The following is a 17,260-nucleotide window of genomic DNA, read 5'->3' as shown; positions in this document are numbered from 1 at the left end:
CGAGGTCGAAGGGGGTTCACCATGGCGTTGAGCACGGAGGAAGGCAACCGGCTGGCCGGTCTGCTGACCGGTCACGCCGAGCGGGTCACGCAGCGCTGGACGGAGATCGTCGCCGCGTCCCTGCGCGGGCGGCTCAGCCAGGGCGAGCTGCGTCGGCAGGTGCAGGAGCTGCACTCTAGCATGATCACTGCGAGTGAGCAGGGCGCCGTCGACCTGGACTCAGAGCAGGCCACGGAGCTGCGCGCCGTGCTCTCCGAGCTGTCCAGGGGGCGCGCCCGGCAGGGCTTCTCCGCCTCCGAGACCGCGATCAGCGTGTTCGCGCTGAAGGAGGTGCTGCTGGAGCTGCTGGAGGCCGAGGGCGGCTCCGAGAGGCTGCGCGACTACGTCGCCTTCTCCGGGCTGATCGACCAGATGGGTCTGTTCACCTTCGAGAGCTTCGTGCGCACCCGCGAGAGCCTCATCGCCGACCAGGCGGAGCAGTTGCTGGAGCTGTCCACCCCGGTGGTGAAGCTCTGGGAGGGCGTGGTCGCCGTGCCGCTGGTCGGCACCCTCGACTCGGCCCGGGCCCAGGTGGTGATGGAGCGGCTGCTCCAGACCCTGGTCGACACCGGCTCGCCCTACGCGATCATCGACATCACCGGCGTACCGGCGGTGGACACCCAGGTCGCCCAGCACGTCCTCAAGACCGTGGTGGCCGCCCGGCTGATGGGCGCCGACTGCATCATCTCCGGCATCCGGCCGCAGATCGCGCAGACCATCGTGGCGCTGGGCATCGAGTTCGGCGACATCGCCACCAAGGCCAGCCTCGCCGACGCGTTGCGGCACGTGCTCCGGCTCACCGGGGTCGAGACCGGCCGCCGCCAGCGCCGGGAGGCCTGATGGAACGGGTGCCGATCCTCAAGATCGGCGACATCCTGCTGGTCTCCATCCAGGTCGACATGTCCGACCAGACGGCGGTCCAGCTCCAGGAGGACCTCGCGGAGCGGATCGTCGCCACCGGCTGCCACGGTGTGATCATCGACATCACCGCCCTGGACATCGTCGACTCCTTCGTCGGGCGGATGCTGTCGACCATCGCCTCGATCTCCAAGGTGCTCGACGCGGAGACGGTCGTGGTCGGCATGCGTCCCGCCGTCGCCATCACCCTGGTCGAGCTGGGCCTGTCGCTCAACGGCATCCGGACGGCGCTCAACGTCGAGCGGGGCATGGAGTTGATCGCGGCGGCCCACGCCGACGAGCTCGCGTTCGACGACGAACCGGACGCCGAGACGACGGCGTTGTCATGACCGCCGGAGTCGACCTGGGCCAGCCGCAGGCGCAGGCGATCCGCAGCGACGAGGACGTGGTACGCGTCCGACAGCTGGTGCGTACGGTGTCGGTGGCCGTCAAGCTCTCGCTGGTCGACCAGACCAAGGTCGTCACCGCGGCGAGCGAGCTGGCCCGCAACACCCTGGTGTACGGCGGCGGCGGCACGGTCGAGGTGGCCACGGTCGACAACGGCCGGCGGCGGGGCGTGCGGATCGTCTTCGCCGACTCCGGCCCGGGCATCGCCGACCTCGACCTGGCGCTGACCGACGGCTACACCACCGGCGGCGGGCTCGGTCTCGGGCTCAGCGGCGCACGCCGGCTCGTCGACGAGTTCGACATCCAGACCGCCGTTGGTGAGGGAACCAGGATCACGGTCACCAAGTGGTCCCGATGAACGACGACGCGGTCTCCGACCGCGGAGTCTGGTTCCGGGTCGAGAACGGCAGCGCGGCCAGCACGGTGCGTCGGGCCGCCGAGCGGCTCGGCGTCCAGCTCGATCTGGGTGCCGACCGCACCGCCGACCTGGCCATCGTCGCCGCCGAGCTGACCAGCAACCTGGTCAAGCACGCCGACGACGGTGTCCTGCTGCTGCGTCCGGTGCGGCGCGACGGGGAGGCCGGTGTGGAACTGGTCGCCCTCGACACCGGGCCGGGGATGGCCGACCTCACCGCCTCCTCCCAGGACGGGCACTCCACCGCCGGGACGCTCGGCATCGGCCTCGGCGCGATCGTCCGGCAGGCCACCTGGTTCGACGGCTACTCCCGACCGGAGCGCGGCACGGTGCTGGCCGTGCAGATCTGGCCGAACCGCCCCGGCGGGCACGAGCGGTGGCCCTGGGTCGGCGCGCTCAGCCGGCCGCTGGCCGGGGAGTCGGTCAGTGGCGACGGGTACGCGTGGCGGATCGTCGAGGGCCGTCGTCAGGTGCTGGTCTGCGACGGCCTGGGACACGGGCCGCTCGCCTCCGCCGCCACCGACGCCGCGCTCGACGCGTTCCGTAAGGCACCGGCGGGGGCGCCGGCGGCGGTCGTCGCGCACCTGCACCGCTCGATGTCGCACACCCGGGGCGCGGCGCTCGCGGTGGCCGAGCCGGATCCGTCGGCCGGCGTGCTGCGCTACTCGGGGCTGGGCAACATCTCCGCCGCCGTGATCGGCGCCGACGGCAAGCGGCGGGGCCTGGTCTCGCTGCCCGGCATCGCCGGGCACCAGCGCCCCCCGATCCGGGAGTACGACTACCCCTTCGAGGCCGACACCCTGCTGGTCATGCACAGTGACGGGGTGGTCGACCGCTGGCAGCTCGCCGACTATCCCGGTCTCGTCGACCGGTCGCCCCTGGTGGTGGCCGCGACGCTGCTGCGGGACGCCGGCACGCGTCGCGACGACGCGTGCGTCCTGGTCGCGCGGGGATGGTCGTGACCGGGCCCGCCGGGGCGCCCCTGCTGACGATGGCGCTGCGGGTCGAACACGACATCTTCGTCGTCCGGCAGCGGGGCCGCGAGGTCGCCGCCGCGGTGGGGCTGGAACACCAGGACCAGGTACGCATCGCCACGGCGCTCAGCGAGGTGGCCCGCGACCTGCTGCACTCGGCCGGCGGGGCGGAGGTGGCGTTCGTCCTCGTCGGTGATCCCGCCGACGGCAGGCGGCACCTGCGGGTGGACCTCCTCCCGGTGCGTCCGCTGCCCGACGGGCGGTACGAGCCGCGGTCCGGCGCGGTGGCGCGGTTGGTGGACAAGTTGAGCGTGGTGCCACGGGAGGGGGATACGGTCGTGAGGATGTCCCGACGTGTCCCGGTCACCGCAGAGGTGCTGACCCCCGAGCGTCTCGCCGAGCTGCGCGCCGAGCTCGACCGGAACGCGCCGGGCAGCGCCCTGGACGAGTTGGCCGCCCAGAACGCGCAACTGATCGCCGCCCTCGACGAGGTACGCAGCCAGCGCGACGAGCTGGCCGTCCTGAACGAGGAGCTGGCCGAGACCAACCGGGGCGTGATGGCGCTCTACAACCAGCTCACCGAGGAGCTGGAGGAGACCAACCGGGGCGTGGTCGCCCTCTACGCCGAGCTGGACGAGAAGTCGGCCCAGCTGCGCGCGGCGAGCGAGTCGAAGAGCCGGTTCCTGGCGAACGTCAGCCACGAGCTGCGGGCCCCGGTCACCGCGATCATGGGGCTGGGCCGGCTGCTGGGCGACTCCGCCTCCGACCCGCTCACCGCCGAGCAGGCCCGCCAGGTCGGGCTGATCCGCTCGTCGGCGGGTGACCTCCTCACGCTGGTCAACGAGCTGCTCGACCTGGCCAAGGCCGAGTCGGGCCGGATCGAGCCCGACTGGAGCGAGGTCGACCTGCGGCCGGTCTTCGGCCAGTTGCGCGGCACGCTGCGCGCCCTCGCCACCCGGCCCGACGTCGAGCTGGTGGTGGAGGAGCCGCCCGTGCCCTCGACGCTGCGCACCGACGAGGTGCTGCTCGCCCAGGTCCTGCGCAACCTGCTGCACAACGGGCTCAAGTTCACCGAGCGCGGGCAGGTCCGGCTGCGGGCGGAGCGGCGGGACGACCAGTGGTCGCTGGCCGTCTCCGACACCGGCGCGGGCATCCCCCCGGAGTTGCACGAGCGGATCTTCGAGGAGTTCTACCAGGTGCCCGGCGCCACCCGGGTCGGCGGCACCGGCCTCGGCCTGCCGTACGCGCGGCGGCTGGTGACCCTGCTCGGCGGCAGCCTGGTGGTGTCCAGCGAGCCGGGCCGGGGCAGCACGTTCACCGTCACCCTGCCTGTAGGCGGAGCGTGACGTGGAGGGCGGCCCGGCGACGGTCCTGGTGGTCGACGACAGCCCCACCAAGCGCTATCTCCTGGTGAGCTGGCTCTCCCGTGCGGGCTTCGCGGTGCTGGAGGCGGAGAGCGGCGGCGAGGCGCTGGCCCGGGTCGGGGTGGACCCGATCGATCTCGTGGTGCTCGACGTGCGGCTGCCCGACCTGAACGGGTTCGACGTCTGCGAACGGATCAAGTCGGCGCACCCGGCGATGCCGGTGATCCACGTGTCCGCGCACGCGGTGGACGTGACGGACCGGGCGCAGGGACTGACCCGAGGCGCGGACGCGTACCTGGCGGAGCCGATCGAGCCGGAGGAACTGGTCGCCACCTCCCACGCGGTGCTGCGCTACTACCGGGCCCGGCAGCGCGCGGAACTGCTCGCCGAACGGCTCCTCGGGCTGGCCGACACCACCATGGCGGTGCACTCCGCCCCGAACTTCGCGAGGCTGCTGGAGGCGGCGGCGGCCGGCGCCGCGCAGATCTTCAAGAGTCCGGCCGCCGTGGTCGCCGAGACGTTCGACGGCGACTGTCTCGCCGGAATCGCGGACGGTTCCGACGGCGCGGCCACGATCGTCCCCTGGATCGTCGACGACACCGGGGTGCCGACCGGGACGACGGTCCGGGTGGACGATCCGGCCGCCTGGGGACTCATCGAGTGGCCGGCGGACGACACGGTCACGGTGGCCGCCGCCCGGCTGCGCGAGGACCGCGCGCCGCTCTACGTCGTCGTGCCCACCGCCACGCAGACCGCCCGCACCCCCGTGCTTCGGCAGCTCGCCCAGGCGGTGGCGGCGGCGGTGGAGGCGCAGCGCTCCTTCGACGAGGAGCACCGCATCGCGGTGACCCTCCAGCGCAGCCTGCTGCCGCGCCGGATACCGCAGGTCAGCGGGCTCGACCTGGCCGTGCGCTACGAGCCGGCGAGCGCGCAGACCGAGGTGGGCGGCGACTTCTACGAGCTGGTGATGCTCGACGGCCACCTGCTGCTGGCGATCGGCGACGTGGCCGGCCACTCGCTGCACGCCGCGACGGTGATGGCCGAGCTGCGGCACGCGGTGCGGGCGTACGCGGTGGAGGGGCACCAGCCGGGCGAGATCCTGGAACGGGTCAACGAGCTGATGCGCACCCTGCTGCCGAACGAGCTGGCCACGATCTGCGTACTGCTGCTGCACCCGCCCAGCGGCCGGATCCGGCTGGCCAGCGCCGGTCACCTGCCGCCGCTGCTCAGCCTCGACGGCAAGGTCGAGTTCGTGCAGCACTCGGCCCCGCTGCTCGGGGTCCGCGCGCCCCGGCCGCCCGACCTGGAGTTCGTGCTGCCGGCCGGGGCGACGCTGGTGTTCTACACCGACGGCCTGATCGAACGCCGGGACGCCACGATCGACGACGGGCTGGCCGCCCTGGCCGCTTCCGCCGGCCGGGTCGACGACGCCCTGGACCGGTTCTGCGAGCGGCTCCTGGTCGAGCTGGCTCCGCCGGAGATCCACGACGACGTCGCCGTGGTCGCCCTGCGCCGCAACTGAGCCGGCCTCCGGTCGGCCTCGCGGGGGGCGGCAACGCCGGGGGCATCCTCGTACCCTGAGCCCATGGCCACGAAGACTGGTGACTTGCTGGCAGCCACGGCCCCCCGCGCCGTCGCGGTGGTCCGGGGCATCTCGGACGACCAACTGGACCTGCCCACCCCGTGCAGCGACTACACGGTGCGCGACCTGCTCAACCACCTCCACGACGTGGTGGTCAACTTCCAGGCCCTCGCGCACAGGCGGCAGCCGGAGTGGGCGGAGAAGCCCGACCATCTGGCCGAGGGTTGGCGGGACCGGTTCGAGGCGGAGACCGCGAAGCTGGTCGAGGCGTGGTCGGACCCGGCCGTGCTGGATGGCGTCTCGCCCGGGTTGGGGCTGCCACAGGAGACGGTCGGCGGCATGGTGCTGCTGGATCTGACCGTGCACGCCTGGGACCTGGCCGTCGCCACCGGGCAGCCGTACCAGCCCGCTCCCGAGGTGCTGCCCCCGCTGTGCGCCCTGACCGAGCAGTTGGGGCCGACGGCCCGGGAGCGGGGCGTCTTCGCGGCGCCGGTGGGCACGTCGTCGTCGGATGCCCCGGAGATCGACCGCCTGCTCGCCCTGACGGGACGGGACCCGGGCTGGTCGGCGCTCGACTGAGCCTGATCTAGCCCACCTCAGCCACGGGCCCGCGCGGCGCCCCGCCGCGCGGGCCTCCTTCACCGTCACGATTCACCCGGTGAGTGGTGACGCGGTGTCCACCTCGGGGTGGGCCTGCTGTTCCTGCGCGCGAGCACGGCGGTGGAGGAGCTGCGGACGACCTGAGCTGTAACGCCGGCGGCGACCCGGACGCTGTCTGCTCGGAGGCCCGGCCGACGGGCCCGGCGGGGGTCCGACGGCCCCCGGTGTGTGCGGCAGCGGGAGTCAGTAAATGCGCAACCAGCCGGGCGGAGCGCCGCCGGTGTTCGTCGACCGGACCGGACGGCGGCGCCGGCTCACGGTGATCGCCGGCACCGCGATGGGTCTGGGCCTGCTCACGAGCCTCGGCCTGATCGCCGCCGGCCTCTTCATGGACTCGTCGGTGTCGCTGCCCGGCTGGTCGGACACCCGCCCGGCGGCACCGCGCGAAGCCGAGGCGGACGTCCGCGGCGAGATGGGCGGCGGGCCACCGGCCCGCCCCCGTCCGTCGCCCGTGACCAGCACCTCGGTCCCGGTTCCCACCCGCACGGCCGGCGACGGCACCGCCCCGGCCACCGGCGTTCCCACCGTCCGGCCGAGCCGGTCCGACGAGCCGGGCCGGGGCGACGAACGGCGCACCGCGAAGCCCAGCCGGTCCCCGGGCAAGCCGAGGTAGCGGTGGGGCGGCACATCGCCCGCCGGGACCCGCGGGCACACTGGGTCCTGCTCCTGCTCGGGCTGGCGCTGCTGCTGGCGGCGCTCACCGTCGACGGTCTGGTCACCGGGCTCGCCGGCGGCTCCGGCGGGGCACGGGCGGACACGTCCGCCGGGCCGGCGGTGCCGAAGGAGGTCGTCACCGGCGGGCCGGTGCTGCGGCTCGACCAGGACCGGCCGGTCAGCCGGGCCATGCCCGACCGTACGGTCGCGCTGACCTTCGACGACGGGCCGGACCCGCGGTGGACGCCGCAGGTCCTCGACGCGCTGCGCCGGCACGGCGCGCGCGCCACCTTCTTCGTGGTCGGCGCCCGGGTCAACGAGCATCCGGAGCTGGTCCGCCGGATCCTCGCCGAGGGGCACGAGATCGGCTCGCACAGCTTCACCCACGCCGACCTCGGCTCCGCCCCGGACTGGCGGCGCGACCTGGAGCTCTCGTTGACCCGCAAGGCGGTCGCCGGGGCGGTGGGCCGCGAGGTCACCCTGCTCCGGCCGCCGTTCTCGTCCCAGCCGTCGGCGCTGACCGGTCCCGAGTACGCCGCGCTGAGCGCCGCCGCCGGCACCGGGCACGTCGCCGTGCTCGCCGACAGGGACACCAAGGACTGGCAGCGGCCGGGCGTACCCGCCATCGTCGAGGCCGCCACCCCGGAACGGGGGCGCGGCGCGGTGGTGCTGATGCACGACGGCGGCGGCGACCGGGCCCAGACGGTGGCCGCCCTCGACCGGCTGCTGCCCGGGCTGACCCGGCAGGGCTACCGGTTCACCACCGTCTCCGGGGGGATCGACGCGCCGGCCTCCATGGTGCCGGCGGGCGGGGGCAGTCGGCTGAGCGGCCACGCCCTGCGGTGGACCCAGGCCGGCGCCGGTTGGCTGGCCGGGGCGATGGACCTGCTGCTCGGGGTAGCGCTGGTGCTGGGCGTGGCCCGGCTGGTCGTGCAGGTGGCCTGCGCCCAGGTGCACGTGCGGCGGGTCCGCCGACCGAGGCGGGTGCCGCCGACGGTCACCGCCCCGGTGTCGGTGATCGTGCCGGCCTACAACGAGGCCGCGAACATCGCCGCGACCGTCCGGTCGCTGGTGGCCAGTGACTATCCCGCGCTGGAGGTGATCGTCGTGGACGACGGGTCCGACGACGACACCGCCGGGATCGTCGAGCGGCTCCGCCTGCGCGGGGTGCGGGTCGTCCGGCAGGCCAACGCGGGCAAGCCGGCGGCGCTGAACACCGGCATCCGGGCCGCCCGCGCCGACCTGCTGGTGCTGGTCGACGGCGACACCGTCTTCCAGCCGGACACCGTGCACCGGCTGGTGCAGGGCTTCGCCGACCCCACGGTGGGGGCCATCTCCGGCAACACCAAGGTCGCCAACCGGCGCCGGCTGCTCGGCCGCTGGCAGCACCTGGAGTACGTGATCGGCTTCAACCTAGACCGCCGGATGTACGACGTGCTGGAGTGCATGCCGACGATCCCCGGCGCGATCGGCGCGTTCCGCCGCGAGGTGCTGTTCGCCGTCGGCGGGGTGCCCGCGGACACGCTGGCGGAGGACACCGACCTCACCATGAAGGTGCTGCGGGCCGGCTGGCGGGTGGTCTACGAGGAGGCTGCCATCGCCTGGACCGAGGCGCCCTCCTCGCTGCGGCAGCTCTGGCGGCAGCGCTACCGCTGGTGCTACGGCACGATGCAGGCGATGTGGAAGCACCGGCACGCGCTGCGCGAGCGGGGCGCCGGCGGCAGGCTCGGCCGGCGCGGCCTGCCGTACCTGACGGTGTTCCAGATCGTGCTGCCGCTGGCAGCCCCGGCGGTGGACGTCTACGCCGTCTACGGCCTGCTGTTCCTGCCCTGGTCGACACTGGTTCTGGCCTGGGCGGGGCTGCTGCTGCTCCAGGCGCTCACCGCCGCGTACGCGCTGCGACTGGACCGGGAACGCTTCGGTCCATTGTGGAGTCTGCCGTTCCAGCAGTTGATCTACCGGCAGGTGATGTACCTGGTGGTGGTGCAGTCGGTGGTCACCGCGCTGGTCGGCAACCGGCTGCGCTGGCAGCGGATGGTACGCACCGGCGAGGCGGCCGCACTGGTCGGGACGCAGGGACGGGCGCCCTTCTGACGCCTGGCGCGTCAACCGGCGGTGAACAGGCCGGCGGAGAGCGCGAGCAGCGTTCCGGCGGCGGTGGAACAGCAGCACACCAGCAGGAACGCGACCACCGCGAGGATCGCCCAGACCCGACGGTCGCGCGCCGCCGCCCGCCATCCCGCCGCCGGCACGTCCTCGGCCGCCTCGTCGTCGTCCACCCCGGCCCCGGTCACTCCGGCAGTCTAGGCACCGACGGGCGGCCCACCGGGCGCCGACGCCCGGACGGGTGGACACGCCTCGGTCGGCCCACGTGCCGCGCGGCGACCGGGCGATCCAGGACCCGTGGTGCCCCCGCGCGTCGGGCAGGATGGGGCGATGGAGCTGGTCTCGATCACCGACGTCCGCAACGCCGCCGCCGACATCGCGGGCACCGTGCTGCGTACCCCGTTGCTGCGCACCGGATGGGACGCGGAGCTGTGGCTCAAGCCGGAGAGCCTGCAACCGGTGGGGTCGTTCAAGCTGCGCGGGGCGACCCACGCGGTGGCCCGGCTGACGCCCGAGGAGCGGGCGCGCGGCGTGGTCACCCACTCGTCGGGCAACCACGGCCTGGCGCTGGCGTACGCGGCCCGCGCGGCCGGTGTGCCGTGCCGGATCGTGGTGCCCGAGGGCGCCCCGGCGGCCAAGGTCGACCGGATCCGCGCGCTGGGCGTCGAGGTGCTGCTGGTGCCGCCCCCGCGACGCGGCCCGGAGGCGGAGCGGATCGCCGCGACGACGGGTGCGGTGCTGGTGCCGCCCTTCGACGACCGGCGGATCGTGGCCGGGCAGGGCACGGTCGGGCTGGAGATCGTCGAGGACCTGCCCGACGTCGACGTGGTGCTGGTGCCGGTGGGTGGCGGCGGGCTCTCCTCCGGCGTCGCGACCGCGGTCACCGCCCTGCGCCCGGCGGCGACGGTGATCGGTGTCGAGCCGGAACTCGCCGCCGACGCGCGGGACTCGCTGGCGGCCGGCTCGGTGGTGGTCTGGGGCGAGGAGCGCACCTACCGGACGATGGCCGACGGGCTGCGTCTGCCGCCGTCCGAGCTGACCCTCGCCCACCTGCGGGCCCGGCTGGACCGCATCGTCACGGTGACCGAGGAGGAGATCCGGGCCGCGATGGGCCGCCTGGTGCGCGACTCCCGCCTGGTGGTGGAGCCGAGCGGTGCCGTGGCCGTGGCCGCCCGGCTGTTCCGCGCCGCCGAGCTGCCGCCCGGTCGTACGGTCGCCGTGGTGACCGGCGGCAACGTCGACCCGGCGGTGCTGGCCGGCGTCCTCGGCTGAGAGCGTCGGGCGGGGCCCCTCCCGGCGTGAGGAGGGGCCCCGCCCGACCTTGCTCAGGCGCGGCCGAGGCGGTCGAGGATCCAGGCGTTGACGAACGCCTCCTCGCGCCAGGAGTCGTAACGGCCGCTGGGGCCGCCGTGGCCGGCGCCCATCTCGGTCTTGAGCAGGTAGTCGCCCTGCGGCGCGACCGCCCGCAGCCGGGCGATCCACTTCGCCGGCTCGTGGTAGAGCACGCGGGTGTCGTTGAGGCTGGTCACCGCGAGGATCGCCGGGTAGTCCACCGCCCGCACGTTCTCGTACGGCGTGTAGGACTTCATGTACGCGTAGACCTCCGGGTCGGCCAGCGGGTTGCCCCACTCCTCCCACTCGGTGACGGTCAGCGGCAGCGACGGGTCGAGGATCGAGGTGAGCGCGTCCACGAAGGGCACCTGCGCGACGATCCCGGCGAACGCGTCGGGGGCGATGTTGGCGACCGCGCCCATCAGCAGCCCGCCGGCCGAGGCGCCCCGGGCGACGAGCCGGTCGCTCGCCGTCCAGCCCGCCTTGACCAGGTGCCGGGCGCAGGCGACGAAGTCGGTGAAGGTGTTCTTCTTGGCCAGCAGCTTGCCCTGGTCGTACCAGCTGCGGCCCAGCTCGCCGCCGCCCCGGATGTGCGCGACGGCGAAGATGACGCCCCGGTCCAGCAGGGAGAGCCGGGCGATGGAGAACCACGGGTCCATGCTCGCCTCGTACGAGCCGTAGCCGTAGATGACGCAGGGGGCGGAGCCGTCCTTCGGGGTGCCGGCCCGGCAGACCAGCGAGATCGGCACCCGGGTCCCGTCGTCGGCGAGCGCCCAGTCGCGGTGCTGCTCGTAGTCGGCCGGGTCGTACGCCCGCCCGTCCGGCCCGGGCTTCACCGGCTTCTGCCGGCGCAGCACCATCTGCCGGGTGACCAGGTCGTAGTCGTAGACCGAGTCGGGGGTGACCAGCGAGGCGTAGCGGAGCCGGATCTGCCCGGTGCGGTACTCCGGGTTGTCGTGCAGGCCGACGCTGTAGAGCGGCTCCGGGAAGTCGATGTCGTACGCGTCGCCGCCGCCGACGGGCAGCACCCGCAGCCCGGTCAGCCCGTTGGTGCGCAGCGAGACGACCAGGTGGTCGGCGAAGGCGTCGACCGCCTCCAGCCGGGTGCCGGGCGAGTGCTCGATCAGCGGCACCCAGTCGCCGGGCGCGTCCGCCGAGGTCCAGGCCAGCGCGAAGTCCTCGGCGCCGTCGTTGTGCAGGATCAGGAAGCGGTGCCCGTGGTGCTCGATGGTGTATTCCACGCCCTGCCGCCGGGGCGCCACGGACGCCGGCGCGCCGGTCGGGTTGCCGGCCGGGATCACCAGCACCTCGCTGGTGATCTTGCTGTGCACGTCGATGAGGACGAACCGCTCCGAACGGGTCAGCTCCACGCCGACCCAGAACCGCTCGTCGTCCTCCTGGTAGACCACCACGTCCTCGGTGGACGCCGTGCCCAGGGTGTGCCGCCAGACCCGGTTGGGGCGCCACGTCTCGTCCACCGTCACGTAGAACAGCACGGAGGCGTCGGCGGACCAGGCGGTGCCGTAGAACGTGCCGGGGACCTCGTCGGGTAGCAGCTCGCCGGTGGCGAGGTCCTTGACCCGCAGCGTGAACCGCTCGTCGCCGGAGAAGTCGGTGGAGTAGGCCAGCCACCGCCCGTCCGGGCTGACGTCGAACGCGCCGAGCGAGAAGAAGTCGTGCCCCTCGGCGAGCACGTTGCCGTCGAGCAGCACCTCCTCGCCGTCGAGCGGAGCGCCGTCCACACTGACGGGCGGCTCGGTCTCGCCGTCGCGGACCGACCGGCGGCACTGCACGCCGTACTGCTGGCCCTCGACCGTGCGGGTGTAGTACCAGTAGCCGCCCTTGCGGCCGGGCACCGACAGGTCGGTCTCCTGGGTGCGTCGGCGGATCTCCTCGAACAGCTCGGCGCGCAACCCTTCGAGATGCGCCGTGCGGGCCTCGGTGTACGCGTTCTCGGCGGTGAGGTGGGCGATCGTCTCCGGGTCGTCCTTGGCGGTGAGCCAGGCGTACTCGTCGACGACGGTGTCGCCGTGGTGGGTGCGCTCGCTGGGCACCCGCTTCGCCGTGGGCACGGGGGTCTCGGTGGTCACGGCGTCACGTTACCGGCCGCGCGCCGCCCGCCGCGCGGCCTCGTCGACGACCCGCCGCCACATCTTTCGAACATGTGTACGATGGCCGGCATGGCGGCTGCAGCGAGTTCCACCGACCGGCCCGGAGCCCTCGACATCACCCGGCGGTTGACCGAGATCTGCGGCCCGCCGTTCGCCCGCTTCGCCGGCCCCGCCGACGAGGTGGCCGGCCGCCCGGCCCGCTGGGTCGCCGTCCCGGGTGGGGCGCACGCCGCGGCCGAGGTGCTGCGGCTCGCCGCCCGGCACGACCTGACGGTGGTGCCGCGCGGGGCCGGCACGAAGATCGACTGGGGTGCCGCCCCCGACCGGGTCGACATCATGCTCGACACCGGCCGGCTCGCCGGGATCGGCCACGAGCCGGCCGGCTCGCCCACCGCGCAGGTCGGGGCGGGCACCCCGCTGCGCGCGGTGCAGGCCACGCTGGAGCGCACCGGGCAACGCCTGGCGCTCGACGCCCCCTCGCCCGGCGCCACCCTCGGCGGCGTGCTCGCCGCCGGCGAGGCGGGGCCGCTGCGGCACCGCCACGGCAGCCCCTGCGACCAGCTCGTCGGGGTGCGCTACCTCGACGCCGACGGCGAGCTGGTCGACGCCGGGGGTGGCGCCGCCGGTCTGGAACTGGCCCGCCTGCTCTGCGGCTCGCAGGGAGCGCTCGGCGTGCTGGTCTCCGCGACCCTGCGGGTGCAGGCCGTCCCGGCGGGCCGGATCTGGGTCAGCCGACCCGTCTGGACCCCGCTGGAGGTGCACGACCTGATCCGCACCGTGCTCGCCGCGCGCCTCGACCCGGCGGCGGTCGAGCTCGACCTGCCGGCCGGCGCGGGATCCCGGCCGCGCCAGGGCACCCGGGCCGCCGCGATGGCCGCGCACCCGTCCATGGCGGGGCGCGTCCGCGGCGGCCCGGGCGGTGCCGGGCGGCTGGTGGTGCTGCTGGAGGGCGGTCCGGCCGACGTGGCCGAGCGCGCGGACCGGCTCGTCGCGCTGCTCGGCCCGGGCGCGGCCGCGAGTCACGCCGCACCCGACTGGTGGCGGCGCTACCCGTTCGGCCCGGGCGACACGGCGCTGCGGATCGAGGTGCCCATCGCCGACCTGCACGCCGCCGTCTACGCGCTGCGCGACGCCGCCGGCGGGCCCGTCCCGGTGCGCGGCTCCGCCGGCCTCGGCGTGGTGCACGCGGCCCTGCCCGGCGCCATGTCGCCCGACCGGGTGGCGTCGATCCTGGCCGCCGTCCGCGGCGTGCTCCTCGCCCGGCAGGGCCGGTGCGTGGTGGTCTCCGCGCCGCCGGCCGTCCGGCGGGCCGTCGACCTGTGGGGCGAGCTGGCCGGGCTGGCCCGGCTGCGCGCGGCCAAGGCGCACCTCGACCCCCACCACCGCCTCGCCCCGGGCCGCCTCCCCGGCGGCCTCTGACCGGGCCGAGATGCCACGTGCGGACGCCGTGACCGGGCCCTTGAAGATCAGGCCCGGTCACGTTCACTGGCCCGTCAGCGATTCCACAGTGCGGCCAATGCCGCGATGAGGGCAGCCACACCGGTCAGCGTGGCGGGCAGTGTCCTCAGGTATGCCAGTACCAACCGGTGCCGAGCCGGCGTCTCGTTGTCCCGCTTCTCGTTGCTTGTTACGGTCGTCAAGGCTCCTCCTGCCTGCGGTGACATGTCAGGTGACCGGAGTCGTCGAGGACGCCCGGTGGCAGCCGGGCGTTCTCTTTGTGTCCAGGCGAACCCGATCTGGACATCCTCTGGTCTGACCAGTGCCAATTTGAACGGCTGGCAGATTGGCCGTCAAGTCACTCCGTTTCCGACCCCGGTGGGTCGATTGGAGCGGGTTGCCGGACGGCAATTGGAGTGATAATCGCGCGTTGCGTGCGTGCGTATTCGCCTAAAGGCTCTCTGGCCGCACGCAGTTATGTGCGCTGCTCGCGTGCGCGCGTGCGCGCGCGTATACGCCTTTTGGATCGCGCGTGCACACGCGCCCGTGCCCCCGGGCGTGCGCACCCGCGCGTGGGCGCGTTATTGAATATCACTAAGGCGAGTGGCGGATCTGCATCTTCTCGGAATGTGAGAAGAAGTGTGCCATATGAAATGCATGAAATGTGACTATAGCGGACGTTGTAGGGCCTCCTGTGATCTCAGTCACTCCATTTAAGCTTCTCGCTCAGATCGCCCTCGTGGTGATCAACTAGGGCTGCCGCAGCCTCGACCATCCCTCACTTTCGGTGTTCGAGTCGTCATCCATGGTGGTGGCGCTCGCCGAAGGATGGCCGCTCGTGGCCTGTGGCAATTGGAGGTCGACGTGGGCGGGGTGCCAATTGAATATTGGCAGATCAGGCCCGAGTCCAGGTGAAGTGCAAATGTCAGCTGGCGTCGTTGCGCAGCACCAGGATGGCGATGTCGTCGCGCGGCGCCTCGGTCGAGAAGCCGATCGCCGTCGAGCGGAGCCGGGCCGCGATCACGTCGGCCGAGTAGCCGGCCAGCGGGGCGGCGGCGTCGCGCAGCCGGTCGGTGCCGAACAGCTCCCGGCCGCGCCGCCGCTCGGTGACCCCGTCGGTGTAGAAGACCAGCGCGTCGCCCGGATCGAGCGGCACCACCGCCGTCGGGGAGGCGATCGAGTCGAGCAGGCCGAGCGCGGTGCCGCCGGTGCCGACGAAACGCGCCCCGCCCCGGGCGGGCAGCAGGACCGGCCGGTCGTGGCCGGCGAGGTGCAGGGAGACGTCCAGTTGGTCGCCGTCGCCGGGGCCCACCGCCGCCAGGGCCAGCGTGCAGTAGCGCCCGCCGCCCCGCTCGAACAGCGTCTCGTTGACCCGGGCCAGCGCCTCCGGCAGCGGCTTGCCGTCGCCCACCAGCACCCGGATGACGTCGCGGACCAGGCCGGTGACCGTCGCCGCCTGCACGCCCTTGCCCGACACGTCGCCGATCACCACCAGCCAGCGGCCGTCCGGCAGGGGCACCACGTCGTAGAAGTCGCCGCCGACGTCGACGTCGCCGCCGGTCGGGACGTACTCGGCGGCGAAGCCGATGCCCTCGACCACCGGCAGCACCGGCGGCAGCAGCGACTGCTGGAGGGTGTGCGCGACGCGCCGACGCTCGGCGTGGATGCGGGCGTTCTCGATCGCCAGCGCCGACCGCCGGGCGACGTCCTCCAGCACGGCGACCTCGTCCGGGTCGTGCCGGTGCCGCTGGTGCCGGCCGACGGCCAACGTGCCCAGCCGCTGGCCACGGGCGATCAGTGGGACGGCGAAGCCCTCCATCGGCGCGCCGAGCGGCATCTGGGCGCCGTTGCGCGACGCCTCGCGTAGCCGGGCCTGGACCGAGTCTGGCCCGGTCTCCTCGAGCACCTGGTGCAGCTGGGGCAGCACCGACTCGTCGGCGTGGCTGGCCGCCGCGAGGCGCAGCCGGCCCCACTCGTCGGTCGTGTGCACCGCGCACCACTGCCCGAGCCGGGGCACCACGAGCTGCGGGACGAGCGCCATGGTCAACTCGACGTCGAGCGACTGCGCGAGCAGCTCGCTGGCCTCGGCGAGGAAGGTCAGCCAGGCCTGCCGGCGGACGTCCGCCCGGCGTAGCCGGTCGTTCTCCAGGTGCAGCGAGAGCCGCTCGGCCATCAGCACGGCCAGCGGCCGCGCGTACGCCGACGGGGCCGCGTCCAGCTCCAGTTCGCCGGCGTACGGACGGTGCACGGCCAGCGGCACCCGGAGCAGCTCGTTGCCGGGCCGGGGCTGGCGGCCGTACCGGGCCAGCACCTGGATGCCCTGCCCGTCGCCCCGGTCCAGCCGTACCACCCCGCCCGCCGCGCCGACCATCTCCGCCACCCGGGTGAGCAGGCTGGTTGCGAAGTCGGGCAACGGATCCTCGGCGTACGGGTCGGGGGTGGTCTGCATCAGTTCGCTCATGGCCCCGGCGCTCGGCGCGGAGCTCTCGGGGATCGTCGGCGTGCCGCCCCCGGCGGTCGCGGCGGCGGGCCTGCCCGCCACCCGGTCGCGCCCGCCCGGGTCGGGCAGGTCCAGCCGGAACCAGACCCCCTTGCCCGTGGGCAGGTAGGTGGTGCCCCAGCGGCTGGCGAAGTGGTCGACGAGCAGCAGCCCCCGACCGCGTTCGGAGACCTCGTCGATGTCGGTGGCGTCGTTGCGGACGCCGACGATCAGCTCCTCCACGGGGCCGGCGGCGAAATCGGACACGGTGACGGTGATCCCGACCGGGTCGGCGACCACCTCGATGTCCAGTTCGGTGCGGGCGTGCTCCACGGCGTTGGTGGAGAGCTCGGTGGTGAGCAGCATGGCCTCGTTGGCCAACCCGTCCAGGTGGGCCTCGGTGAGGACGGACCGCACGAGGGCCCGTGCGGCGGCGGGCGTACGCCGGTCTGCGGGGAGCCTGACACGCCGGACGTGCTCGTCTCGGCCCCCGGTCGCCGCGGGCCCCGTCTCCGCCGACATCCCCGTATCCTCCACCGCCACCCGCGCGACTGCCAAGCCACTCCCCACCTCCCACCCCGTCGATCACGCATCTGTGGCCGGCATCTCCTGACGACTGGCCCGTTCTGCGGGGCGCCGCAACTGCATGGTCAACCGCCCGGGGTGGGGTGGGGGGGCGGTGGGGTTCGGCGGGGTCGGGGCGGGGTGGGTGGGCGCGTGGGCTTGGTGTGGGGGAGGTCGCGGGCACAATGAGGGGATGGCCGGCGTCGGCAGGAGCCGGTGGCCCCGAGCTGAGCGAGGA

At 73.9% G+C, this 17,260-nt stretch carries 14 protein-coding genes; 11 read left to right on the top strand and 3 right to left on the bottom strand.

Annotation, left to right across the window (positions count from 1 at the left end):
- Nucleotides 1-21 precede the first annotated feature (21 nt).
- From GA0070610_RS26130 to GA0070610_RS26090, 9 genes are all read left to right on the top strand, one after another.
- Nucleotides 22-879: an STAS domain-containing protein gene (locus GA0070610_RS26130; RefSeq protein ID WP_089002492.1), complete on the top strand. Its 858-nt coding sequence runs from the start codon at nt 22-24 to the stop codon at nt 877-879.
- Nucleotides 879-1,286 (top strand): STAS domain-containing protein, encoded by a 408-nt coding sequence (locus GA0070610_RS26125; protein ID WP_089002491.1) that lies wholly within the window; start codon nt 879-881, stop codon nt 1,284-1,286. Before GA0070610_RS26130 ends, GA0070610_RS26125 begins: the two co-directional genes overlap by 1 nt.
- Complete coding sequence (locus GA0070610_RS26120; RefSeq protein WP_089002490.1) at nt 1,283-1,702, top strand: ATP-binding protein; 420 nt, start codon at nt 1,283-1,285, stop codon at nt 1,700-1,702. The genes GA0070610_RS26125 and GA0070610_RS26120 overlap by 4 nt, the downstream gene beginning before the upstream one ends.
- Nucleotides 1,699-2,721, top strand: a complete 1,023-nt coding sequence (locus tag GA0070610_RS26115; protein WP_089003751.1) for a SpoIIE family protein phosphatase — start codon at nt 1,699-1,701, stop codon at nt 2,719-2,721. The genes GA0070610_RS26120 and GA0070610_RS26115 overlap by 4 nt, the downstream gene beginning before the upstream one ends.
- A gap of 29 nt (nt 2,722-2,750) precedes the next feature.
- Nucleotides 2,751-4,079 (top strand): sensor histidine kinase, encoded by a 1,329-nt coding sequence (locus GA0070610_RS26110; RefSeq protein ID WP_172896724.1) that lies wholly within the window; start codon nt 2,751-2,753, stop codon nt 4,077-4,079.
- Between the two features lies 1 nt (nt 4,080).
- A complete protein-coding gene (locus tag GA0070610_RS26105; protein ID WP_089002488.1) occupies nt 4,081-5,619 on the top strand; it encodes a SpoIIE family protein phosphatase in 1,539 nt (512 codons plus the stop codon).
- A 63-nt stretch (nt 5,620-5,682) separates the two neighbouring features.
- Complete coding sequence (locus GA0070610_RS26100) at nt 5,683-6,258, top strand: TIGR03086 family metal-binding protein (RefSeq protein ID WP_089002487.1); 576 nt, start codon at nt 5,683-5,685, stop codon at nt 6,256-6,258.
- Between the two features lie 271 nt (nt 6,259-6,529).
- Nucleotides 6,530-6,952, top strand: a complete 423-nt coding sequence (locus GA0070610_RS26095; protein ID WP_089002486.1) for a hypothetical protein — start codon at nt 6,530-6,532, stop codon at nt 6,950-6,952.
- 2 nt (nt 6,953-6,954) lie between these two features.
- Nucleotides 6,955-9,087: a bifunctional polysaccharide deacetylase/glycosyltransferase family 2 protein gene (locus tag GA0070610_RS26090; RefSeq protein ID WP_089002485.1), complete on the top strand. Its 2,133-nt coding sequence runs from the start codon at nt 6,955-6,957 to the stop codon at nt 9,085-9,087.
- Nucleotides 9,088-9,098: 11 nt separating this feature from the next.
- Here the strand turns inward: GA0070610_RS26090 and GA0070610_RS26085 are convergent, their stop codons facing one another.
- Nucleotides 9,099-9,287, bottom strand: a complete 189-nt coding sequence (locus tag GA0070610_RS26085; protein WP_089002484.1) for a hypothetical protein — start codon at nt 9,285-9,287, stop codon at nt 9,099-9,101.
- A gap of 142 nt (nt 9,288-9,429) precedes the next feature.
- On the opposite strand from GA0070610_RS26085, the gene GA0070610_RS26080 reads away from it, so the two are divergent.
- Entirely contained in the window at nt 9,430-10,371 is a 942-nt protein-coding gene (locus GA0070610_RS26080; RefSeq protein WP_089002483.1) for a threonine ammonia-lyase, read from the top strand.
- A gap of 53 nt (nt 10,372-10,424) precedes the next feature.
- On the opposite strand, the gene GA0070610_RS26075 is transcribed toward GA0070610_RS26080, so the two are convergent.
- On the bottom strand, nt 10,425-12,521 hold the full coding sequence (locus GA0070610_RS26075) for a S9 family peptidase (protein ID WP_089002482.1): 2,097 nt from the start codon (nt 12,519-12,521) through the stop codon (nt 10,425-10,427).
- 90 nt (nt 12,522-12,611) lie between these two features.
- On the opposite strand from GA0070610_RS26075, the gene GA0070610_RS26070 reads away from it, so the two are divergent.
- The gene (locus GA0070610_RS26070; protein ID WP_089003750.1) at nt 12,612-13,961 is read left to right on the top strand and encodes an FAD-binding oxidoreductase; all 1,350 of its coding nucleotides are present in this window, start codon (nt 12,612-12,614) and stop codon (nt 13,959-13,961) included.
- 943 nt (nt 13,962-14,904) lie between these two features.
- Here GA0070610_RS26070 and GA0070610_RS26065 read toward each other — a convergent pair.
- Nucleotides 14,905-16,980 (bottom strand): SpoIIE family protein phosphatase, encoded by a 2,076-nt coding sequence (locus GA0070610_RS26065; RefSeq protein WP_089002481.1) that lies wholly within the window; start codon nt 16,978-16,980, stop codon nt 14,905-14,907.
- Nucleotides 16,981-17,260: the final 280 nt, after the last annotated feature.

The organism is Micromonospora echinofusca (assembly GCF_900091445.1).
In the GTDB taxonomy this organism is placed as follows: Bacteria; Actinomycetota; Actinomycetes; order Mycobacteriales; family Micromonosporaceae; genus Micromonospora; species Micromonospora echinofusca.
Note: the sequence above shows the minus strand (reverse complement) of the source record. Positions and strands in the feature narration are given on the sequence as shown.